Origin of the sequence: Hymenobacter sp. DG25A (genome assembly GCF_001280305.1) — a bacterium.
Taxonomy (GTDB): domain Bacteria; phylum Bacteroidota; class Bacteroidia; order Cytophagales; family Hymenobacteraceae; genus Hymenobacter.
Genome location: NZ_CP012623.1, coordinates 1,435,813 through 1,457,826 on the forward strand (window position 1 = coordinate 1,435,813; position 22,014 = coordinate 1,457,826).

20 protein-coding genes are annotated in these 22,014 nt (G+C 57.3%); 5 read left to right on the plus strand and 15 right to left on the minus strand.

Translation table 11 applies throughout. The features are described 5' to 3' along the window. Positions 1–185 precede the first annotated feature (185 nt). Positions 186–1,220, plus strand: a complete 1,035-nt coding sequence (locus AM218_RS06190; RefSeq protein WP_157547544.1) for a hypothetical protein — start codon at positions 186–188, stop codon at positions 1,218–1,220. Positions 1,221–1,307: 87 nt separating this feature from the next. On the opposite strand, the gene AM218_RS06195 is transcribed toward AM218_RS06190, so the two are convergent. Both AM218_RS06195 and AM218_RS06200 read right to left on the minus strand, forming a co-directional pair. Further along, the gene (locus tag AM218_RS06195) at positions 1,308–2,990 is read right to left on the minus strand and encodes an ArnT family glycosyltransferase (protein WP_082318093.1); all 1,683 of its coding nucleotides are present in this window, start codon (positions 2,988–2,990) and stop codon (positions 1,308–1,310) included. A gap of 58 nt (positions 2,991–3,048) precedes the next feature. Beyond that, the gene (locus AM218_RS06200) at positions 3,049–3,957 is read right to left on the minus strand and encodes a glycerophosphodiester phosphodiesterase (RefSeq protein WP_054412853.1); all 909 of its coding nucleotides are present in this window, start codon (positions 3,955–3,957) and stop codon (positions 3,049–3,051) included. A 106-nt stretch (positions 3,958–4,063) separates the two neighbouring features. On the opposite strand from AM218_RS06200, the gene AM218_RS06205 reads away from it, so the two are divergent. Continuing rightward, positions 4,064–5,035 (plus strand): GDP-mannose 4,6-dehydratase, encoded by a 972-nt coding sequence (locus tag AM218_RS06205; protein ID WP_054412855.1) that lies wholly within the window; start codon positions 4,064–4,066, stop codon positions 5,033–5,035. Positions 5,036–5,116: 81 nt separating this feature from the next. On the opposite strand, the gene AM218_RS06210 is transcribed toward AM218_RS06205, so the two are convergent. The 10 genes from AM218_RS06210 to hisG all read right to left on the minus strand — a co-directional run bounded on the left by AM218_RS06210 (position 5,117) and on the right by hisG (position 14,398). Next, positions 5,117–5,776, minus strand: a complete 660-nt coding sequence (locus AM218_RS06210; protein ID WP_044513618.1) for a lipid-A-disaccharide synthase N-terminal domain-containing protein — start codon at positions 5,774–5,776, stop codon at positions 5,117–5,119. Between the two features lie 14 nt (positions 5,777–5,790). Beyond that, complete coding sequence (locus AM218_RS06215) at positions 5,791–6,552, minus strand: glycosyltransferase (RefSeq protein ID WP_054412857.1); 762 nt, start codon at positions 6,550–6,552, stop codon at positions 5,791–5,793. Between the two features lie 82 nt (positions 6,553–6,634). Continuing rightward, complete coding sequence (gene hisIE / locus AM218_RS06220) at positions 6,635–7,276, minus strand: bifunctional phosphoribosyl-AMP cyclohydrolase/phosphoribosyl-ATP diphosphatase HisIE (RefSeq protein WP_054412859.1); 642 nt, start codon at positions 7,274–7,276, stop codon at positions 6,635–6,637. A gap of 150 nt (positions 7,277–7,426) precedes the next feature. Further along, positions 7,427–8,185, minus strand: a complete 759-nt coding sequence (gene hisF, locus AM218_RS06225) for an imidazole glycerol phosphate synthase subunit HisF (protein WP_054412861.1) — start codon at positions 8,183–8,185, stop codon at positions 7,427–7,429. Between the two features lie 70 nt (positions 8,186–8,255). Beyond that, positions 8,256–8,972 carry a 1-(5-phosphoribosyl)-5-[(5-phosphoribosylamino)methylideneamino]imidazole-4-carboxamide isomerase gene (gene hisA / locus AM218_RS06230; RefSeq protein ID WP_054412863.1) on the minus strand — a complete coding sequence of 239 codons (717 nt, stop codon included), beginning with the start codon at positions 8,970–8,972 and terminating at the stop codon, positions 8,256–8,258. A 72-nt stretch (positions 8,973–9,044) separates the two neighbouring features. Next, the gene (gene hisH, locus AM218_RS06235; protein ID WP_054412865.1) at positions 9,045–9,638 is read right to left on the minus strand and encodes an imidazole glycerol phosphate synthase subunit HisH; all 594 of its coding nucleotides are present in this window, start codon (positions 9,636–9,638) and stop codon (positions 9,045–9,047) included. A 168-nt stretch (positions 9,639–9,806) separates the two neighbouring features. Next, positions 9,807–10,919 (minus strand): bifunctional histidinol-phosphatase/imidazoleglycerol-phosphate dehydratase HisB, encoded by a 1,113-nt coding sequence (gene hisB, locus AM218_RS06240; RefSeq protein ID WP_054412867.1) that lies wholly within the window; start codon positions 10,917–10,919, stop codon positions 9,807–9,809. Between the two features lie 128 nt (positions 10,920–11,047). After that, positions 11,048–12,124, minus strand: a complete 1,077-nt coding sequence (hisC, locus tag AM218_RS06245; protein WP_316937432.1) for a histidinol-phosphate transaminase — start codon at positions 12,122–12,124, stop codon at positions 11,048–11,050. Positions 12,125–12,130: 6 nt separating this feature from the next. Next, a complete protein-coding gene (gene hisD, locus AM218_RS06250; RefSeq protein ID WP_054412869.1) occupies positions 12,131–13,438 on the minus strand; it encodes a histidinol dehydrogenase in 1,308 nt (435 codons plus the stop codon). 108 nt (positions 13,439–13,546) lie between these two features. Then, on the minus strand, positions 13,547–14,398 hold the full coding sequence (hisG, locus tag AM218_RS06255; RefSeq protein ID WP_054412872.1) for an ATP phosphoribosyltransferase: 852 nt from the start codon (positions 14,396–14,398) through the stop codon (positions 13,547–13,549). 554 nt (positions 14,399–14,952) lie between these two features. Between hisG and AM218_RS06260 the strand changes: the two genes are divergently transcribed. From AM218_RS06260 to AM218_RS06270, 3 genes are all read left to right on the plus strand, one after another. After that, positions 14,953–15,795 carry a DUF2911 domain-containing protein gene (locus AM218_RS06260; protein ID WP_197274025.1) on the plus strand — a complete coding sequence of 281 codons (843 nt, stop codon included), beginning with the start codon at positions 14,953–14,955 and terminating at the stop codon, positions 15,793–15,795. An 87-nt stretch (positions 15,796–15,882) separates the two neighbouring features. After that, entirely contained in the window at positions 15,883–16,452 is a 570-nt protein-coding gene (locus AM218_RS06265; RefSeq protein ID WP_054412877.1) for a Crp/Fnr family transcriptional regulator, read from the plus strand. 87 nt (positions 16,453–16,539) lie between these two features. Beyond that, the gene (locus tag AM218_RS06270; RefSeq protein WP_157547545.1) at positions 16,540–16,965 is read left to right on the plus strand and encodes a hypothetical protein; all 426 of its coding nucleotides are present in this window, start codon (positions 16,540–16,542) and stop codon (positions 16,963–16,965) included. Between the two features lie 61 nt (positions 16,966–17,026). Here the strand turns inward: AM218_RS06270 and AM218_RS06275 are convergent, their stop codons facing one another. The 3 genes from AM218_RS06275 to AM218_RS06285 form a co-directional block, all read right to left on the minus strand. After that, the gene (locus AM218_RS06275; protein WP_071843713.1) at positions 17,027–19,516 is read right to left on the minus strand and encodes a TonB-dependent receptor; all 2,490 of its coding nucleotides are present in this window, start codon (positions 19,514–19,516) and stop codon (positions 17,027–17,029) included. A 62-nt stretch (positions 19,517–19,578) separates the two neighbouring features. Then, positions 19,579–20,277 carry a ribulose-phosphate 3-epimerase gene (rpe, locus tag AM218_RS06280; protein WP_054412883.1) on the minus strand — a complete coding sequence of 233 codons (699 nt, stop codon included), beginning with the start codon at positions 20,275–20,277 and terminating at the stop codon, positions 19,579–19,581. Positions 20,278–20,343: 66 nt separating this feature from the next. After that, the gene (locus tag AM218_RS06285) at positions 20,344–22,002 is read right to left on the minus strand and encodes a S8 family serine peptidase (RefSeq protein ID WP_071843862.1); all 1,659 of its coding nucleotides are present in this window, start codon (positions 22,000–22,002) and stop codon (positions 20,344–20,346) included. Positions 22,003–22,014: the final 12 nt, after the last annotated feature.

The following is a 22,014-nucleotide window of genomic DNA, read 5'->3' on the forward strand; positions in this document are numbered from 1 at the left end:
TTAGTATGGTATATATTAATAATATATGTATTGATAATCTATAGTTTAGTAAAATTAAGTGTATAATAGCATAAAAAAGTAATAAATAGTTATACTATTCTATACTGTTTTATACTTAATACTACTTTCATATACTGTTTCTTTTTACTATTCTTGTATCTCTCTTTATTCTTCCACTTTGCCTCATGCCAAAAACCATTGATTATCCCCGTACTTCTTATGATAGTTCTTGGGAAGTTGCTGAGATTGTAGATGACACTGGTGGTAAGTGTGCCATTGAAATGGCTGCTCGTAAGCTTAATCGTAAGGTTAGTGGCTCCTTTAAAGCTATTATTGGTTCGGCCGTTAAATTTGGTCTGCTTACCAGTAAGCGGGAGATACTGACTACTACTAATCTCTTCCGCCGAATTAAGCACGCCTATGATAAGCGGGAAGAGAAAATCTATCATCGGGAAGCTTTCTTGCATCCACCGCTCTTCACGCAGATATGCCGCAAGTTCCGGAACCGGGAATTGCCAGTACATATGCTGGATGTAATGCTTATCCGGGAATTCAATGTAGAGGAAATCAATGCCCAGGGCGTAGCAAAGGCTTTCCTGGATGGTGCCCGTATGGTTGATATCCTCGATGAGCGAAACGTTGTGGCCGATATCGACCAGCTGGCCGCCCAGCAAGGCCCACGACGGGAGTTATCGGCAGGGGAAATGCCCATGAACCTGTTTAAGGCAGAAAGTACTACTCAGTCGTCTACCGGTATATCATCTCCTGCTCTGTCTTATACCTCTCCGGTATCCCTTATCAACAGTTCTCCATCAGGCAATAAAGAACAACCTTCCTTTGTACCTCAACACATTGCCGGAGGTGATGCCATTTCGCAGTTGTTCGGCTTAGATACCGACGACCTCGATATACACTCCGTAGCGCCTCCCCTGGAGCGGAGTTCCTCAACTCCGGAAAATGTGCCCAAGCCCATTGATGAATATCAGGCGCCGGCCCGGGAAGCTCCGATTACTCCAACCGCGCCGGTGGAACCAAGCACATCCGTTTTTACAAATGCAAAAGTGGTAGCACCGCCCCTGCCTTCCCCAACCATAGATTCCGGATTCCGAATCCTTATTTCCGGGCCTGGAATCCATACGGAGTTAAGCATTCAGGATGCTGATGACCTGCTTATCGTGAATAGCCTGCTTGAAAAAATCCGGCGCCAGGTAAGCCGGTAAGCCCCCGCAAAAGAAAAGGCCATTCGGAACTGCTTAGATGCTCCGGATGGCCTTTTCTTTTTGCATCTGGTTGTCAGGTTTTTATATTCAATCTGCATGTTTAATCAACTCGACATACCACTGACCAAACCTCCGGTCCTTCCCCAAAAAGAAACTATCAACTACCTGTACATCAAACATGTCGGTTTTCAAACCGATTTCTTTTTCACTAACCGGCGCTGATGAAAAAAGCAGAAAAGGAGTTTGTGGCAGGGACTGCTCCTGCCCATTCAAAAGCGGGATGGATTTACTCGCGGCCCATACCTGCTTGATTTGTATTTCGCTGAGGCTGCGCCATGGATAGGGTTTCCAACGAGCGTCGTGCCGGATATCCGCCATACGTCGGAGGCCGGCATCCGCTTTGCGGTTTTCCCACAAAGGATAGGCAGGCATCAGAATAGCCATACCGGCCGCCATCAGAACGAACGAAGCAAGTACCAACCGAAGCGGCCTGGGCGACTGTTGGGTACCCATCCCTTTGAAAATACTATAGCTAAGCAGGCAACCCAGGACCAGAACGGCCCAGAACCGCGGGGTTCCGAACCCAAACCCGGGTAGCCCGATTACCGCCATAGCCCCGGCCAGGCCTACTCCTACTACCGTAACTATGATGGCCCAGGCCCACAATAACCGGTTATCATTGCGGGTCAGGCGTTGTTCCTGAGCGGCGGTTTCCCAGGCCCGCAGCAAGCCCGTCAGAAGCATGACCAGGGGAAATATCAAGGGAAGCATATAGCGCTCCTTTTTCTCCGGCACGGCACTGAGCAGCACGAAGGAAACCAGCAACCAGACAAAACCCAGGGCATAGGGCACATACCTGGCCGCACGGTGCCGGGCATAAGGCACTGCCAGAGCCGCCAATGCTACCAGGGCCCACACCCCGGTAAACACGGGGAAGTTGAAGTAGTACCAAAACGGCTGCACATGGCGCCCTTGCCACGATGATACTTCCGTACGGGCCACGGTGAGTGCAGTGGGCGCCACATGCTGCCACACATACCAGGGCCAGGCAGCACCCACTACCAACGCTACCAGAACCAGAAAAAGAAGGCCTCTCCACTCCTGCCGCAGCCGGCCAGCCGCCCCCCACAGGCGGGGTTGATAAAAGCAGATAAGAAAAGGCAGCCACACGCCGTACAGCGCCACCGGACCTTTACTTAGGATAGATAAACCCAACAGCAGGCCCGCAGCGCACCAGAGCACACCCCGGTCAGCGGTTCGGCTGGCCCTTGCCAGCAGCCATAGAGAGCCCATCATGAAGCTATGGGAGAAGATGTCCCACTGCGCATCGCGCCCTACGGTAATCATCAGCAGGCTGCTGGCCAGCACCAGGGCCCCCAGCCAGGCTGTGCGGCCCGATTCTTCTGCTTCGCCAGGGCAAGCCCGGGTTAACTCCCGCAACAGGCCCCAGAAAAACAGCACGAGCAGCGTGGACATAATAGCCGCCGGCAGGCGCAGCCAGAAAAGCTGATCATGCTGCGGATAGTTGATCAGGCGCATCATACCAGCCACGGCCCAGGTGGGTAAGGGCGGTTTAGCCAGACGCAGCTCTCCGTTCATAGTAGGCAGCAGCCAGGAACCTCCCGCGGCCATTTCCCGGGCAGCCACAAAGTTTCGGCTTTCCATCAGCCCCACCTCCTGCACACCCAAATGCAGGAAGAAGTAGAAGAAACACGCCACCAACACCATCAACAACTGCCCCCGCCCCGACTGAATAAACGGAATTCGCATGCGCTCTAATCGCCTGAAATGGCCCGAAAGACCTGTGAAAGACACTTTGTTAAGAGCCTTACGCTCCCAATGCTTTGCTTCGCATCCGAAGCAGTTGCCGCAGGTTATCTACTTCTATGGCATCGGGCTGGCAGCGTAACAACCGGCGAATAGCCCGGGGTGAGCGGCCTCCGAAGATAACGACTTTCATTCCGGTGCTATGCACCCGGGCACTACGCTCCGGGGTAGCTACGTACTTGGACATCACCACCACCTGTACCCCGGCAGACCGGGCCTGCTGCAGCCCGGCCGCAAAATCCTGCGTTACTTCCAGGCCCCGGGCTACCAAAGGCATTTGCTGTTGAATATACTGTAGGGTGGCGGGCTGGTTGGTCAGAATCAGTACCCGCTCCGCCGGCACCTGATACTGGTTAAACAGCGTTGCCAGCGCCCGTACCAGGGCCAGGGAACGACCACCATCACCATAACCGGTACAGGCATCTTCTTCGTGCAGATCCAGGTGCAGATAAGGGAACGTGGGGCGTTTGATCAGGCGGGCCAATAGGGTATCCAGGCGTTGGGGACGCTCCTGCTGGAACCAATCGTAGGGCCAGCCGGCCCGATAGCTCAGGCTGGTGATAAAAGCGGCCGAACGGGTGCTGATGCAGCCTTCCCGGGCATTGGTGAGCGTGGCCAGCTCCGTGTTATGATAGAGCATCGGCACACTGTCCTGACTGAGCTGAATATCAATTTCTACCCCATCAGCCCCCCGCTCCAAAGCCCGCTCAATACCGCGCAGGCTGCTGGGCGGCAAGGCATTAAAGGGGTTGATGGGCGTTAAAAAGCCTGAGCCGGCATGGCCCAGCACCTGTAACTGGCGCAGCGGCACGGCAGCTACCGGTGCCATGGCCACCGACTGGGCATTGGCGACGGTAAGCAGCAGCCAGGCCCCACATAGCAGGAGCACCTGGCGGATAGGTTGTTTCATAGATCGACAAGCTACGCAGAAAGGCCGCTCAGGGTATCAAATTCAGATTACCTTTGCCAGCCTGCCGGGTTTCTGACCAGTGGCTCTCTCCTATTCTATTGTGCATATGGCGTCTATTCTGGTTACGGGTTGTGCGGGTTTTATTGGCTCCCACCTTTGTGACAGGCTACTACAGCAGGGCCACCGCGTGGTGGGTCTGGACAACTTCGACCCATTTTACCCGCGGGCCATTAAGCAGGCTAACATGGCCAACCTGCTTACCCAGGAAAGGTTCAGCTTTCATGAAGCCGACCTGCAGGATGGCATCGATGCCTTGGTGGACGCCCTGCCCGCCGACCCAATTGAAATAGTAGTGCACCTGGCCGCCAAGGCCGGCGTGGGGCCTTCCGTGAAAGAGCCGGCCGCCTATCTGCAGAATAACGTCATCGGGACCACCCACCTGCTGGAATGGATGCGCCTGCGCGACATTCAGAAGCTGTTCTTTGCTTCCTCCTCATCGGTATACGGCAACACCCGGGAGCTGCCCTTCCGGGAGGATATGAACCTGCAGGCCACCTGCATTTCGCCCTACGCGGCCTCCAAGCTTTCCGGCGAGCAGCTGACCTATACCTACCACCACCTCTACGGGCTTGATGTGCTCAATGCCCGGTTTTTCACGGTGTATGGCCCCCGCCAGCGCCCCGATCTGGCCATTCATAAGTTTGTGCGCCGCCTGCGGGCCGGGGAAGCCATTCCGGTATTCGGCGACGGCAGCACGGCCCGCGACTACACCTTTGTGCTGGATACCGTGGATGGCATTGCCCGCGGGGTTGACTACCTGCTGAGCCATTCCGGCGTGTATGAAACCATCAACCTGGGCAACCATCGGCCGGTAGCCCTGCTGGAGCTGATTCAGGCCGTAGGCGAAGCCGTGGGCTGCGAGCCGCAGCTGGAGTTCCAGCCCATGCAGGCCGGCGACGTAGACGTGACCTACGCCGATATCTCCAAAGCCAAACAACTGCTGGGCTACTCCCCCCAAACTACCCTGCAGGACGGCCTGAGGGACTTCGTGCAGTGGATGGATCAGCAGGAGGAATAACGAACCAAAGCCCTACAAAAAAGGCCTGGCAGACTGTATCTGCCAGGCCTTTTTGATGTTGTATGTAAGAATTAACCCCGGCTAAACCACGGACGTTTCGGGTTGCTGCTGCAGGCGGGCCTGCTCACGGCGCAGCAGCACAATATTGCGGGCATACACCACCGTGCCGAACACATTGCCAATGATAAGCACCACATCCTGGCGCAGCAGCGCATAAACCAGAATGAGCGCGGAGCCCAGCAGGCTAATTACCCAGAAACTCAACGGCAGCGTCGATTCGCCCTTGCGCTCCGAGTACAGCCACTGATACACAAAGCGTAGCAGGAAAATGGTTTGCCCAATAGCCCCCAACAGCAGCACCCCGCCGGGAATACGGTTATCCAGCATGGTACGCAGACTGAAGTGCTGATTACCGGCTACAAACCAGGCCAGCATAGCCACCGGAAACACATACGCCCCCGCCCGAAACCAGGGGTTCAGCTTGCGCCACTCGCCCAGCAGCTGTAGGTTGCGGATGTATATACCGTAGCTGATGATTTGTGCCGCCAGGATAATAGGGTCGTGGCGCAGAATGCCGTATACTATCATCAGAAACGATGATATCAGGCTGATCTGCCAGAACAGCGTGGGCACCAGCACCCGCTTGGCCCGCTCGCTCTGTATCCATTGCAGCACAATACGGCTGGAAAACAAGAGCTGCGAAACCAGTCCAATGCCCAGCGCTACGGTCTGTGTGGTCATAGTTTCCGGCTGAATTAGCGCCCCGTGGTTTCTGCGCGGTGATGCTCGCCAATTTCGTAGTTTTTCCAGCGGGAGCGTATCCAGCGGAAGCCAAAAGTATCAACCAGGGGCTTCCAGGCGCGGTTCCAGAGGTTGTACTTGGCCGTGCCGGCAAAGCGCGGGAAGTGCTGCACCGGAATCTGCTTTACGCGGCCGCCCTGCAGCTGCACCAAAGCCCCCAGAAAGCGGTGCATGCCATGAAAAAGGGGAAGCCGGCGGGCATACTCCATCTTCATAATCTTGAGCGGGCAGCCCGTATCCTGTATGCCGTCGTTGATGAGGGTCCGGCGCACCGTGTTGGCCACCTTGGAGGAAAGCTTCTTCACCACGGTATCCTGCCGCTTGGCCCGGATGCCGTTTACCATATCATACTCCGGGAAGAACGCGAAGAACTTCAGGAAGTCCATGGGCGAGGTCTGGATATCGGAGTCGATGTAGCCGATGAGCGTGGTGCGGCAATGGTCTACCCCGGCTTTAATGGCCGTGCTCAGGCCCCGGTTCTGGCTCAGGGATATGTATTCGTAGCGGGAATCATGCCGGCAGATGTCGCGCAGAATGGGCAGGGAGTTGTCCGTAGAGCCATCATTCACAAACAGGACGGTGGTAGCTACCGGCGTTTTTTCCAGAAACTTATTCATCTCCACCACAAACTGCTGCAGGCTCTCTTCTTCGTTGTACACGGGAACCAGAACGGTCAGGGTTTGCAGGGTCAGGTAAGCGGAGGCGTGGTTGGGCATAATAAAACGATGAAACGGCGAGCAAGGTAAGCAGGTTTTGGCGGCGCAGGCTGCTTATTGAAGCTGGAACAGCCTTCCGCGGCTATTCTTCCCGGCGCACGCCCCCGGAAATAGTGGAATGGCGCTGCCGCAGCACGGCCACCACATCTTCCAAGGATAACCCCGAGGCAGTAAGCAATACCAGCAAATGATACAGCAGATCAGCCGCTTCGCCTTTCAGCCCTTCCACGTTGCCCGCTACAGCATCAATAACTGTTTCTACGGCCTCCTCTCCCACTTTCTGTGCAATTTTGGGCATTCCCTTCCGGAACAGTGAAGCCGTGTATGACTTCGAGTCTTCCTCCGGAAACTGCTGCCGGCGCTGCACCAGCCGTTCCAGCTCGGCAATAAAGCTCACTGCCGGCGCCGGGTAAGCCGTCTGATCCAGTTGCTCAAAGCAGCTGGTGGTGCCGCGGTGGCAGGTTGGCCCATCGGGAATGGCCCGGATAAGCAGCGCATCCTGGTCACAGTCGGGGTGCTGGCTGACCACGGTGAGGTAGTTACCCGAGGTTTCGCCCTTGGTCCAGAGGCGTTGTTTGGAGCGGGAATAGAACGTTACGCGGCCGGTTTCCTGGGTTACGCGCTGCGCTTCCTCATTCTGATAGCCCAGCATCAGCACCTGCCCGGTGTGGGCATCCTGCACGATAACGGGAATAAGCCCATCGGGCATTTTAGCAAAGTCCATGGTGGGTAGTTAATGAATGAAAACGGTCATCCTGCTGAGCATACCCGAAGTATCCAGTTTCGTGTGATAAGCCTCAACGAACCGGTAGAGATGCTTCGACAAGCTCAGCATGACACGTTCTTTATGAGTCATGGGCCTATTGTTCTGATCCTACAGCCGGACGGGAATACCATCCTGGCGCAGGTGCTCCTTCAATTCCCGGATACCAATTTCCCCGAAGTGGAAAATACTAGCGGCCAGTCCGGCATCGGCGTGGGCCTGCAGGAATACGTTGGTGAAGTCCTGCTTGGAGCCCGCCCCGCCGGACGCCACCACCGGCACCGACACAGCCCGGCTTACGGCACCGGTAATATCCAGGGCAAATCCATCCTTGGTGCCGTCGTTGCTCATGGAGGTCAGCAGAATTTCGCCGGCGCCCCGGTCGGCGGCTTCGCGGCACCATTGCACGGCATCGCGGCCGGTGTTGTTGGTGCCGGCCCGGGTGTAGACCTGCCAGCCGGCGGCATCGTTATAGCGCGTATCGGCGGCCACCACAATGCACTGGCTTCCGAAGCGGGCTGCCAGCTCATCAATCAGCTCCGGGCGCGCCAGAGCGGCCGAATTGATGCTTACCTTATCGGCTCCGTTCATCAGCAGTACCTCTACATCCGCCACGGTGCCAATGCCGCCACCTACGGTGAATGGAATATCCAGCTCGCGGGCCACATCACGCACCAGCGCTATCAGCGTGGCGCGCTTTTGGTTGGTAGCTGTAATATCGAGGAATACCAGCTCGTCGGCGCCTTCGCGGGCATAGCGCGATGCCAGCGCCACCGGGTCGCCGGCATCGCGCAGGCCCTCAAAACGCACGCCTTTTACGGTGCGGCCATCTTTTATATCCAGGCAGGGAATGATTCGTTTGGTCAGCATGCTGCTAGTGCTTGAAGCGTTTCGGGCCTCTTCTGATGTTTAGAGGCCTGATACTGATAGTAGACTCGGGCTATAGCCACGGCTGTAATTCCTGCAGGGTGATGGTGCCCTCGTAGATGGCCTTGCCAATGATAGCGCCGTGCATGCCAACGGCAGCCAGGGCTTCCACATCGGCAATGGTGGTAACGCCACCACTGGCCACCAGCCTGGCCGCGGGCACTTGTTCCCGCAGCAACTGGTACGTGCCGAGCGAAGGGCCCAGCAGCTTACCGTCCTTGCTTACATCGGTACAGATAAAAGTGGTGGCGCCCACCGTCAGATAATTCTCTACGAATTCCCGCAGCGTCCGCTCGCTCTGCTCGGCCCAGGCGTTAATGGAAATGTAGTTGTCGCGGAAGTCGGCTCCTATAATGATGCTATCCGCCCCGAAGGTGCGCAGCCAGCCGCTCACCGTTTCCGGTTCCCGTACGGCAATGCTGCCGGCGGTTATCTGCCGGGCCCCTGCATCGAAAGCCTGCCGCACGGCCTCCTCGCTCTGCAGTCCGCCCCCAAAGTCAATCACCAGGTTGGTGTGGCGGGCAATGCGTTCCAGCACCGGCAGGTTTACGGGCTGCTTGGCGCGGGCACCATCCAGGTCTACCAGGTGCAGGCGCTTTACGCCGTGCTGCTCAAAGCGCTGGGCTACGGCTACGGGGTCGGCATCATAGGTGGTTTGCTGCGCGAAGTCTCCCTCCGTCAGGCGCACGCACTGGCCGTTTATGAGGTCAATAGCTGGAATGATTTCCATAGAAGTTGTCAAAGGCAATAAGCTGGCCGGGCTCCATTTCCCGTCTTCCGGGCAGCGGTGCCACAGAGGCTGTTAGAGTTTCAGAAAGTTCTCCAGAATGCGGGTGCCCACCGAACCACTCTTTTCCGTGTGGAATTGCACCGCGTAGAAGTTGCGGTGCTGCACAGCGGCACTGAACGCAGCGGTGGGGTATTCCGTCTGGGCAATGGTGTAGTCGCCTACGGGTGCATAGTAGCTATGCACGAAGTAAACATGGTCTTCCTGCTGCAGGCCATCAAACAGCGGACTGCGGAGGGCTTGCAGCGTGTTCCAACCCATGTGGGGCACCTTGTAGTCCGGCGAACCTTCAAAGCGCACTACATCGAAAGGAAGAATGCCGAGCATGTCGGTACCGCCGCCTTCTTGGGTATGGCGCCCCAGCAGCTGCATGCCCAGGCAAATCCCCAGGAAAGGCTGCGTCAGGGTGGGCAGGAATTCATCCAGACCCTGGGCCCGCAGCTCCCGCATAGCCGAGGCCGCTTCGCCCTCACCGGGGAACAATACTTTATCTGCTCCTCGGATTACCTCATGGTCAGCGGTCAGCATAGCTTGTACCCCCAGGCGCTCCAGCGCAAACAACACCGACTGCACATTGCCGCCTTTGTAATCAATTACCGCTATTTCCATTTGTTAAAATACAGGGTAAAGCACTCAAAAACCAGTCGATAAACATTTGGGTAATATCAAGGACAATGTGCTTTTCGCCTTTAATCATTGATGACAATGAAATCAATTTAAGAAGTTGAAAGACAGCTACATATCTACATTACCCAAATGTTTATACAAATGAATAACCTATAAAATACCCTTCGTGCTGGGGATTTCCATACGGCCGGCATCACGCACCAGCGCCATCTTAATAGACTTAGCCACGGCTTTGAAAATGGCTTCAATCTTATGGTGCTCGTTTTGTCCTTCGGCTTTTATGTTGAGGTTGCAGCGGGCCGCATCAGAGAAGCTCTTGAAGAAATGGTAAAACATTTCCGTTGGCATATCCCCTATTTTCTCCCGCTTAAACTCGGCGTCCCATACTATCCAAGGACGGCCGGAGAAATCAATAGCCGCTTGCGCCAGTACATCATCCATAGGTAATAGAAAACCATAACGAGCCAGACCACGCTTATCCCCCAGGGCCTGGGTGAAGGCTTCGCCCAGGGCAATGGCGGTGTCTTCTATGGTGTGGTGCTCATCAATGTGAAGGTCGCCCTGCACCGTGATTTTCATATCCACGCCGGAGTGTTTGCTGAGCTGATCCAGCATGTGGTCGAAGAAACCCAGGCCGGTGTGCATCTCTGGTCGGCCGCTACCATCCAGATTCAGCTCGATGCTGATTTTGGTTTCGTTGGTATCACGCTGCACCACGGCGGTGCGGGCGGGCAGCCGCAGGAACTGGTATATTTTTTCCCAGCTGGTAGTCGTAAGGGCAGCACGCTCGTCGCCCTCCCCTTCCGGCCGCATCAGGATAGACTGGCACCCCAGGTTCTCGGCCAGCTCCACATCCGTCAGCCGGTCGCCGATGACGAACGAATGCGGCAGGTCATATTGGCTGGCATCGCCCATGTATTCTTCCAGCATGCCAATGCCGGGCTTACGCGTAGGCAGGTTCTCATGCGGGAAGCTCCGGTCAATGTGCTCCCGGGCAAACTCTACGCCTTCGGAGCGCAGAATATCCAGCATCATCTGGTGGGCAGGCCAAAAGGTATGTTCAGGGAAGCTGTCGGTGCCCAGGCCATCCTGGTTGCTTACCAGCACCAGCTCATAGTCCAGCTCCCGGGCAATGCGTGCCAGCCCCGTAATGGCGCCGGGTACAAATTGAAATTTTTCCCGACTCAGGGAATCCACTTGAAAATCCGTCGGCGGCTCGATGAGAATAGTCCCGTCGCGGTCAATGAAGAGTACTTTTTTCATGATTTGATTTATAACTCCGTGTTCAGGCGTTGCGCTAGGTTAAATCTTTTGCTCGAAGATGTTGTCAAGATGAATGCAACAAATCGGCAGATAAGCTTTGGCAAACGCCGCACAACCGGCGTTTTGATTTACTTATACTCCTGCAGTGCCTGCAGCAACTGCTTGTTTTCTTCGGGGGTTCCTACAGTCAGGCGGAGCGTGCCGGCACAGCCGGGCTGCGTGGTGCGGTTGCGCACTACAATGCCGCGGCCCAGCAGAAAATCATACACGGCGGTAGCATCGGGGCGGAAACGCACCAGCAGGAAATTGGCATCGGAAGGAAAAACCTGCTCTACGATATCCACCGCCGGCAAACGCTCCTGGAGCCAGTCGCGGCCTATTAGCAGCTCCCGGCGCATCTGCTCAAAACGGGCCGCATCGCGCAGGGCTTGCAGCGCATGCTGCTGCGTGGCCTCCGATACATTATAAGGAGGCTTGATTTTATTTAGATAACCAATGACCTCCGGTGAGGCGAATGCCATACCCAGGCGCAGACCCGCCAAGCCCCAGGCTTTGGAAAACGTCTGCAGCACCACCAGATTCGGAAACTCATCCAGGTGGGAGGTCCAGCTGGGAGCAGCGGCGAAATCGGCGTAGGCTTCGTCTACTACTACCAGACCACGGAAGCCGCGCAGTATTTCCTCTATGGCATTGGCATGAAGAAGGTTACCGGTGGGGTTATTGGGGGAGCACAGGAATACCAGCTTGGCTTCAGAAGCCAGCACGCCGGCCACCGTTTCGGCGGAAAGCTGAAAGTCGGCCGTGAGCGGCAGGCGCTCAATGCGAACATCGTTCAAATTGGCGGCAACCTCATACATGCCATAAGTAGGTGGCAGGATCAGGATGCTGTCCTGCCCGGGCGTGCACGTGAGGCGAACCAGCAAGTCAATGGCTTCATCAGAGCCGTTACCCAGGAAAATCTGCTCGGGGCGCACGCCTTTCAGCAGGGCCAGCTCGGCCTTTACGGCGCGCTGCATTGGATCTGGGTAGCGGTTGAACCGCTCGGGGCCAGCGCTGCCCAGGCTGTTCTCGTTGGCATCGAGCATCACATGCGCTTCTCCCTGAAATTCGTCGCGAGCTGAAGAGTAAGGCTTCATGGTCCGGATATTGGGCCGCACCAAGCTATCTAGGTTGAACATCACAAAGGTTGAGGATGGGGCGTTCATGACGCTTTAATTATTGACTTCGCCGGCGGCCAACGCTTCCAGCCGTAACGTAATGGCCCGGGCGTGGGCCCGCAGGCCTTCGGCTTCCGCCATGGTTTCTACAACGGGCCCTACATTCAGCAGGCCTTCGGCCGTGAGCCGCTGGAAGGTAATTTTCTTGAAGAAGGAATCCAGCGACACGCCACTGTAGTTTCGGGCGTAGCCGTTGGTAGGCAGGGTGTGATTAGTACCGGAGGCGTAGTCGCCGGCCGCTTCCGGAGTGAGATGCCCAAGGAATACGGAACCCGCACTGGTCACTCCTTCGGCCAGCTGCTCGGGGTTGCGCACAGCCAGGATCAAATGCTCAGGCGCATACTGATTGGAGAAGTACAGCATTTCCTCCGGTGTGCGGAGCAAAATAGCGCGGCTTTCGGCCAGCGCCTGGGCGGCCACATCGGCCCGAGGCAGCTCGCGCAGCTGGCGCGCCACTTCGGCCTTCGTTCCCTCCAGCACCGTCATGGAGTCAGAGAGCAGAATCACCTGCGAGTCTGGGCCGTGCTCAGCTTGACTCAGCAAATCAGCCGCCACGAAGGCGGGGTTAGCCGACTCATCGGCAATAACCAAAACTTCTGAAGGGCCGGCCGGCATATCAATAGCCACGCCGTAGCGGGTTGCCAGCTGTTTGGCTGCCGTAACGTAGCGGTTTCCGGGGCCAAAAATCTTATCAACGGCGGGCACCGACTCCGTGCCCCCGCTTAAAGCGGCAATGGCCTGGGCTCCGCCGGCTTTTACTATAGTGGATATACCCAGCAGCTGAGCCGTGAACAGGATAATGGGGTTCACAGATCCATCCCGCTGGGGCGGCGTGCACAGCACAATTTCCGGACACGCGGCCAGGCGGGCGGGCACGCCCAGCATAAGCAAGGTGCTAAAAAGAGGCGCCGTACCGCCCGGAATATACAGGCCTACCCGCTGCACCGGCACCGCCCGGCGCCAGCATAGCACGCCCGGCATGGTTTCTACCCGCTCTTCTTGGGGCACCTGGGCCTGGTGGAAGCGCAGAATGTTGGCATGGGCAAGGCGAATGGCAGTTTGTAAATCAGCGGGCACCTGGGCGGCCGCGGCGGCCAGCTCTTCCGGGCTGACCCGCAAACCATTGGTCAGCTCTGCGCCATCAAACTGTTGGGCGTATTCCAGCAGGGCCGCGTCGCCACGTTGGCGGACGTCGGTAAAGATTTGCTGCACGCGCTGCTCCACGTCCTGGGCCTGCTGCTGGGCGGCGCGTAGCTGCAACGCGCCCCACTCGGCCTGGCTGGGATATTGAAAAATCTGCATGGGTTGGTTGCTACGGACTATTGATTGGGTTCTGCTGCAGGATAACTGCAGGACCGGCGGGTTAGCACCGGCCCTTACAGGATAGAACAGCGAAACCCAATCCTCGATTTAGGCAATCATCTTTTCAATGGGGAGCACCAGAATGCCTTCGGCACCCACCGCTTTCAGCTGGCCCGTGATGTGCCAGAAGTCGTCCTCATTCACCACCGACTGCACCGACACCCAGCCTTCTTCAGCCAGCGGCGTAACCGTGGGCGACTTAATACCGGGCAACAGCTGCTTCACAGCTTCCAGGGAAGCAACCGGGGCATTCAGCAGAATGTACTTGTTGCGACGGGCGCGGCGCACGGCCTGCATGCGAAACAGCAACTGCTCCAGCAATTCCTTTTTCTCCGCGTTCAGGCTTTGGTTGGCAATCAGCACCGCCTCCGAGCGAAACACCGTTTCTACCTCGCGCAGCCCATTGCCCAGCAGCGTAGAGCCACTGCTCACAATATCACAAATAGCCTCGGCCAGCCCAATGCTGGGGGCAATTTCCACGGAGCCGCTGATGGTGTGCAGGTCGGCTTTCACGCCCCGCTCGGCCAGGTAGCTGCCCAGAATCAGAGGATATGAGGTGGCGATGCTCCGGCCCTGCAGATCCTGCACCGAGTCGTAAGCGGCGGCGCGGGGAACGGCCAGGCTCAGGCGGCATTTGCTAAAGCCCAGGCCTTCTATTTCGAGCTCCGGAAAACCGGCTTCTACCAGTACGTTCTGCCCCACAATGCCCAGATCGGCCACGCCATCCTTCACGTAGCCGGGAATATCGTCGTCGCGCAGATACAGGATTTCGAGGGGAAAGTTGGTGGCTTCGGTCTTGAGCTTGTAGGACGAGGTGAGGAAGCTGATGCCGCACTCCCGAATCAGATTCAGGGAGTCTTCGCTGAGGCGGCCCGATTTCTGGATGGCCAGACGGAGCATATCGTTGAATTAAAAAGGATGATCGGTAAGAAGGTTCTGGCTCATGCCGGATGCCTGCCTGCCAATCGAAGAGTTTGAAAAGAAACGGGGAGCAGGACCCTTTCGTTGGAATACGGCAACAGCTTGCCGGGGCCACCTGTTTCGGGGGCCGGGGAACCTGAAGCGGTTCGCCCAACGGGTCAATATGATTCGTTCATTCCTCTAGAAAGAGGAATGGTGGCCATGCAGATGATGGTGCGCCGCGCGCAGCCAGCCGGCGGCCGCAGGGGCGGCAGCAAGGGGGCTGATGGAGCAAATAAAAGGCGCGGCGAGCGGCATGGAGTAGGCTTTGGTGGTGCAATACTACGGTAGAAGAGCCAGATAAAATCTTTTTCTTGAAAAAATCTTCAAAAATCTGACCTTTGAAATGCTTTATTCTCCCCAAACTCTATAAATGGCACTATTGTTTCGGGTAGCAACCGAAACGTTTACATAGTATTTAGTTCTTGAGTATGCATAGCACTTTTCATACTGTTCTGGCCGGATGTGTTGGTTTTATGGTAGCTATGGGGGTTGTGGCTCCCGACGCGCAAGCGCAGCAGGCCAGCAAGCCCGCCGTGCAGCTGCCCCTGCCCCAGGTCAGCCCCCACGCTCTGGTACAACAAACCATTGGCCTGACGGATATTACCGTTGACTATCATGCCCCCGGGGTGAAAGGCCGCACCGTGTGGGGGCAGTTGGTGCCCTACAATCAGATATGGCGGGCGGGAGCCAATGAAAATACGGTGGTTAAGTTTTCGGCGCCGGTGCGCATCAATGGGCAAGCGGTACCTACCGGGAGCTATTCCCTGTATGTATTGCCCGTTTCTGACCAGGACTGGCAGTTTGTGCTGAACCGGGTAACCACGCACTGGGGCGCTGAGGGCTACGACGAGAAAGATGACCTGGTCCGCATCCCCATTGTGCCGGAGGCCTCGCCCTTCCGCGAAACGCTGCTTTACTGGTTTTCCGATGCGAAAAACGGCACGGCCCGCCTGAACCTGAGCTGGGAAAAGCTAACCGGCTCAGTCTACATCACCACCGACGTGCACGCCCAGGCGCTGGCGGGCATTGAGCAAACGCTGGCCAAACAGCCGCACAACTGGCAGCTACTTGCCCAGGCCGCCGAGTATCTGATTCAGAATAACATTCAGGCCGAGCTGGCGCTGCGCTACATCAACGAGTCCATCCGCCTCAACGACACTTACCTCAACAACTGGCTGAAAGCCCGCTTGCTGGCTTCCAAGGATGATTACAGCACGGCCATTGTATACGCACGCAAAGCCCTCAAGCTCGGCGACAAAGACGACAACACCTTCAAGTCGCAGCAGCCCACCATGCGCATTGCCCTCACGGAGTGGCAGGCCAAGGCATATTAGTTTCTCTAAGCTTCCTTATAAACAGCAAAGCCGCTCCTATTGGGGCGGCTTTGCTGTTTCAATAATTTGCCGGTTAACTTGCCGGCAATGGAAGCTTTTCTTTCTATATGTGAGGCCATACAACCCCTATCAGCCCCCTTACGGACAGCGCTGGGGCAGCAGGTAAAGCGGGAAGATGTAGGTGCCCGCGAGTATCTGTTGCAGCCGGGGCAAACGGCCAACCGCCTCTATTTTCTGGAGCAAGGCCTGGTACGGGGCTTTCATTTAAAAGATGGCAAAGAGGTTACCGCCTGGTTTATGCAGGAAGGCGACTTCGTGATTTCCATCCACAGCTTTTTTGCGCGGCAGCCCTCGCACGAGTACTTGCAGGCACTATCGGAATGCAGGCTCTGGTCTTTAAGCTATGAGCACTTGCAGCGGCTTTACCGGGAGTTTCCGGAGTTTAATTTTATCGGCCGCACGCTCACGGAGAAGTATTATGTACTCAGTGAGCAGCGGGCCCTGCATCTACGCATGTATTCCGCCACCGAGCGGTATGAAAAGCTACTGGCTGATTTCCCCGGCATATTTCAGCAGGTGCCGCTCAAGCTGCTGGCTTCCCATTTGGGCCTCACTCCGGAAACCCTCAGCCGCCTGCGGGCCCGCCGCAGTACCTAAATACCGTTCTTGACATATATCAAGCGGAATGGCGGGGGCATACCTGACTTTTGGAGCATCATTTCAACCTTCGATGAATGCTCTTTTATGAAACTTATCGGTGCTACTGCTCTTTGTTTAGTTCTTGTCATTGGCAACGTATTGCTGGGCTACTACTGTGCTCCGCTTGAAATACTGCTTACTCCGTTAGTAGTGATAGGAACTATGTGGCTATTGCTCGCAGCCGGACCATACGCCTCGCCTTGGCTTACTTCCCTGCTCTCGGCCGTGCTCATCTGTGGCCATGATGCGGGCGTGAAACTATATGGAGGGGGCACCCACGACTCAGCGGGCCAGGGCTTCATCCATGCTTTTTTATTTTTTGGCCTTATTCCAGCCTATCTGCTTTTGCTTGCCCGGCTAGATCAGCGGCCGAACCTTCCCGCATCAGCCAGGTTAGTCGCCAACCTGCTGTTTCCTTTGTTGGTGGGGGGCTACCTATCTATGTTTGGCTGGTTGGGAGTCGAAATGTAAATCCGGCTGCCTCCTGTTTCCATGGATAAGGCCAGGAACGCTGCCCCATTGACTGGCTTAATCAAAACCGCGCAATAACCCGCACATTAATCACGCGCCGGGAAAGGTAATTCGGCACCGAATACGTGCGGCCGTTAAGGTCCTGGATGTAGTTGTACCCTCCTACATTATTGGCATCAATAATATTGAGGACCTCCAGGCCCAGCCACAGGCTTTCCAGCTGGCCCACGCGGCGGGTGCCTTCGCCCACATGCATAGTAATGGCTTTGGAGAACCCCAGATCAACCCGCTGGTAGGCGCGCGTAAGCTTGGTGGTTCCGCGAAGTTCGGGTAAGCCGGGCGGGCTGAAGGGCAAGCCGGAACCAAATACCAGGTTCACGTAGCCTTTCACCGAAGGGTTATTCGGCAAATGATCCTGGAAGAATATCCCCAGGTTTACGCGCTGGTCGCTGGGGCGGCGGATGTAGCCTTTTGCATCGCGGCCCAGTATTTTTCCATCGGCATCGTAGCGCGTGATGGAGTCGCCCTCCAGGTTTTCTTTGGTAGTTAGAATGCCCAGGCTGAACCACGACTCCGCTCCTTTTACAAACTCTCCGCTCACGCGGGCATCAATTCCGGCGGCGTAGGCAGTGGCATTGTTGCGGGCAAAGTAGCGCAGCCGCACATTGTCTACATCATAAGGCACCACATCCGTCAGGTATTTATAGTACACCTCACCGGAGAAGCGGAACGGACGCCCCCACTGCTCAAACTTCAGGTCGGAGCCGGCAATGAAATGCAGGGAGCGTTGCGCGCGCAGCTCCGGGTTCAGTACCCCGGTGTATACCAGTACGCCATTGGCGTCGCGCTGGCTTTGTTGGTCGCGCAGCTCGCGGTAGAACGGCGGCTGGTAGTACACGCCCGTCCCAAACTTGAAGGATAGATTGGGGTTGCGGCGGGTAATCATGGAATACTGCACCCGGGGACTGATGGTAAGCTGATTATTTACCGTCCAGTAGTTGGTGCGGAGCCCGTAGGTGAGTGTGCGCAGCGAGTCCAGGGTGATGGTGTGCTGGGCATAACCCTGGTAACGGAAACTGGTCAGGCCCAGATCAGCCTGCAGCCGGGTGCGGCGGTAGTCGGGCACAAAGTCGGCGGAGTCTACAAAGCTGTATTCGCTCAGCTCATCGTTTATCTTTTCGCGGCCTGCCTTTACGCCCGCCAGGATGGTATGGCGCGTGCCGGGCGTCCAGCTGCCACGGGTTTCCAGGCTGCCGATGCGGGCCTGCAGCGTATTGCGGGAATGATCGAAGCGGGAACCCAGGTTGCGCTGACGCACTTCCTTGTTAAAATCCGGGGAGTTGGGGTCCCGGTCAATATCCGCTAGCGAATAGCTGGCTTCAACGTCGCGGTACTCCAGCTCCCGGGAAAGCAATACACCCGCCAGCACTTCGGCCTGCAATTCCCGCGTGAAGCGGTGGCGCAGGTTCAGGCCCGTCTGGTAGGTATCGTACTGCATCCGCTCGTGGCCACCGTAGGTAATAGAAAGGCGCTGAAACTGCGCCGTACCGGTGCTGAAGGTTGACTCGCCACTCTCCGGAGCAAACACAAAATCGTTGTGGGCCACGGTGGTGAGCAGCCCAATGGTAGTGCGGTCCAGGTCGGTGGTATCGCGGCCCAGCGTGGCCGTTACGTACAGCTGCGCATCATAAAACGTGGGGTTGTAATTTCCCTGGGCACTGCGCAACGAGTTAAAAACGTACGTCGGGTTCTTGTAGCGCACCCCAGCCAGGTAGCTGACGCGCTTATTGGGCGAAACGGCCTCTACGTGCGCCGTGGCACCTGTGAGGCTGGCCGATGCGGAAGCGGCAAAGCGCTGGGGCACTTTGTACACCACATTCAGTACTGAGGAAAGCTTATCACCATATTTCGGCTGCCAGCCGCCACTGGAGAAGTCCACCTTATCTACCAGGTCGGGGTTAACGAAGCTGAGGCCTTCCTGCTGGGCCGAGGTAACCAGAAACGGCCGGTATACCTCAAAGCCATTCACATACACCAGGTTTTCCTCGTAGTTGCCGCCGCGCACCGAGTAGGTACTGGTCAGCTCATTATTGGCCACCACGCCCGGCAGCGTCGTCAGGATTTTGTTGAAGTCGCCGAAGGCGGAAGGCAGCTCTTTGGCCGTGCGGGGATCCAGCGGGGTAATACTGACCTGCTCCCGGGGGTCGGCATTATCCGAGCGGCCCCGCACGGTTACGTTGCGAAGGGAGCGGGAATCGGTTTTCAGGGTCAGGGTTAGTTCCTGGGTGTAGGCCAGGTTCAGAGGCTGGCGCAGGGTCTGGTAGCCCAGCCGGCGCGCCACCAGCATCAGGGTCCGGCTTTCGGAGGGAGCCGTAACTTTCAGCTGAAAGTGCCCCTGCTCGTTGGTGGTACTGGCACCGGGCAGGCCTTCAATGCCTACCACCACCAGCTCCAGGGGCTGCCCCGCGGCATCACGCACGGTGCCGGAAATCTGCGTAGGACCGGCTTGCTGCGCTACCGCGGCGGGCGTATTCCACCCAATCAGCAGCATCAGCAGTAAAACTACCGGCCACGGAAACCTGCCCCCAATACCCCTTACCTGAATCCCCCGCATTAGTCGAGGTCGGAAGTCAGGGCAGTAGTCAGCATCTCGCGCATCTCGGCCAGCGTGGCTATGGGGTCAGGGGAGTTGAATACGAAGCTGCCGGCAACCAGCACATCGGCGCCGGCTTGCACCAGGGCCGTGGCATTCTCGGTCGTTACGCCGCCATCAATTTCAATCAGGGCGCGGCTGCCGCAATCTACCAGCAGCTCTTTCAGGGCCGCTACTTTGCGCAGCGTATTGGGGATGAAGCTCTGTCCGCCAAAGCCAGGGTTTACCGACATAATGCACACCAGATCCAGATCGGCAGCAATATCTTCCAGCACCCACACCGGCGTGTGGGGATTAAGCGCTACGCCGGCCCGGCAGCCCAGGCTTTTGATTTGCTGAATAACCCGGTTCAGGTGGGTGCAGGCCTCATAATGCACCGTCAGGTTGGCGGCGCCGGCATCCCGAAAAGCCGCCAGATAGTGCTGGGGCTCTTCTATCATGAGATGCACATCCAGGGGCTGTTGGGCATGCCGATGAATAGCCTGCAGGACAGGAATGCCGAAGGAGATATTCGGGACGAAACGACCGTCCATCACGTCGCAGTGCAGCCAGTCGGCGGCACTGTGCGCCAGGCGTTCGGTTTCAGCCTGCAGATTAGCAAAATCTGAAGCGAGTAATGAAGGGGCCAGCAGCGGTGCCGGGCGGTGCGAATGGTTCATGCTACGAAGGTAGGAGTTGCCTGGAATTCTGAACAGTAGCTCCGGCGCCTTCCCGGGAAAAAAGAGTTACAGCCGCACAAAGCGCACGGTGCGCTGCACGGAATCTGCGCTGACCGTACAGGTATAGGTGCCGCGGGCCAGCACGCCGGTGCGCACGCGCATTTCGGCGCCGGCGCCGGGCATGCTGCGGTCCAGCACCAGGGCACCCCGCGCATCATAAACCCGCACACGCAGGGTTTTCTGAAGGAGCTCTTCGGGAATGTTGAGAAACAGCTCGTTGCTGGCCGTGGGGTTGGGATACACCATCAGGCCGGTGGCTTTGCTTGGCAATCTTTTGCCCGGGTTGGCCAGCTGATAGGCGCGCACAAAGCTGGGAACCCCGTAGCCCCGCTCATTGTCGGGATTAGCGGCCTGGGTGCCCGAGCGCTTCAGCGTTTCAATTACCTGCTGCGCACTCAGGGCCGGGCTTGACTGCCACAACCCGGCTACCATGCCCGCCAGTACCGGACAGGCGTAGGACGTGCCATTGCCGCGCACGGCCACCCCGCTGGGCCGGATAATAGCCGTCAGGTAGCCCATAGCCATTAAATCAGGCTTGATGCGACCATCGGAAGTAGGCCCCACGGAGCTAAAGCCCGCCCGGGCACCCAGGGAATCCACGGCTCCCACGGCAATAACGGAATCGGCATCCGCCGGCACATCAATGTAGCGCCAGGGCTTGTCACCGTCGTTGCCGGCGCTGTTCAGCACTACCATACCCACGCGGGCCGCCAGGGTGGCGGCGCGGGTGCCAATGGCCGTGCGGCCGTTCAAATCAGTATAGGTATGGTCTACTGAGGGCGCATCGAAAGTGGTGTAGCCCAGCGAGGAGCTGATGATGTCTACCCCTACGGAATCGGCATATTCGGCTGCAATCAGCCAGTTCATTTCCTCTACGGGATGCTCGGAGCTGGCATCTTCGGTGATGAAGAGATGATAAGTGGCCTTGGGCGCGGTGCCCACATAAAAGCCGGGCGTATTGGCGGCCAGCGCGGAAAGAACACTGGTGCCGTGGATGTCGCGCTGAAAAACAGCGGTGCTTTTATCCACGAAGTTGAAGGTGCTGCCGAGGCGCTTTTCCGTGAAAAGCAGCTTGAAAGCCTCCAGCTGATCTACGCTGGGGAAGCCGGCATCGAAAACCGCTATCTGCATGCCCTCGCCCTTATAACCGGCCTCATGCATGGTAACGGCATCCAGCTGGGCGGCCTGCGCATACGCCAGGCCATACTCGGCGCGGCGGCTTTGGGTGGCTTGTTTGGTTGAAACTACCGGGGTGAGTACAGGCCGGGCGCCGGCCTGGGGTTTACGGTTGAGGGTTTCGGCCTTGTTAATAAACGGCAAGGCCTGCACCCGCGCCAGGGTAGCCGAGTCGCAGCTGATCATGGCCGCGTTAAACCACCGCGAAGTGTACCAGAGCTGCACACCCGGCACGGCCCGCACCTGGGCTACGTAGTTGGGAGCTACGGGCAGGTCGCGCGGGGCAATGGCAATTTGCTGCTTGCTGCGCCGCTGCAGGGCCCGGGCCGAGAGAAAGGCTTCCGGCCGAGCGGTGGTAAAGGGCGTACCGGCTTTGTCCCGGAAATACACCAGATGCTTGCGCACCGTACCGCCTGCCACCGCCGGAGGATTACCCAGGGCCACGACATTACACCCAAAAGTCAGAAGCAGCAGAAGCCACGCGCGCATAAACCGGCTTAA